Below are 528 nucleotides of genomic sequence, written 5' to 3' on the forward strand. Positions count from 1 at the left end.
ACGACGGGTTCGCCGGCGCGCTCACGTGCAGGCGTTGTGCCGCGCCCGCCACGCTGCCCGCCTGCAGCAGGGCGTCGAGGTCGACGAGGAGATTGAGGTCGAGCGTCTGAAGAGTCATCGCGAATGCTGCATACGGTGCACGGGTTGCCTGCAAGGATATCACTTTACGCACGGCCCGCGGTCCGCCGATGATGGCGGCATGAACACACTCTTTCCCCTGCTGGCCGTGTGCATCTGGACCGGCAACACGCTCGTCACCAAATCCGCGGCCACCGCCATCGCACCGGCCGCCATCGCCTTCTATCGCTGGGTGCTCGCCGGCGCGATCCTCACGCCGTTCGTCGCGCGCGCGGTGTGGCGCAAACGCGCCGTCGTGGCGCGGCACTGGCCGAAACTCGCGCTGCTGGGCGCCCTCGGCATGGCGACGTACCAGGGCCTGGCGTACGAGGCGGCGCGGACGACGACCGCGATCAACATGGGCGTGATCGTCGCCACGATGCCGCTGATGTCCGCGCTGCTGGCCGCGCG

1 protein-coding gene is annotated in these 528 nt (G+C 69.3%); it reads left to right on the forward strand.

All coding sequences use genetic code 11. The features are described 5' to 3' along the window. Positions 1-199: 199 nt before the first annotated feature. Positions 200-528, forward strand: a 329-nt coding sequence (locus ACEN88_RS33955; protein WP_413346767.1) for an EamA family transporter, incomplete at its 3' end; no start/stop codon positions are given.

The sequence above is a fragment of the Massilia sp. CT11-108 genome, from assembly GCF_047302915.1.
Classification (GTDB): Bacteria; Pseudomonadota; Gammaproteobacteria; order Burkholderiales; family Burkholderiaceae_D; genus Telluria; species Telluria orientalis.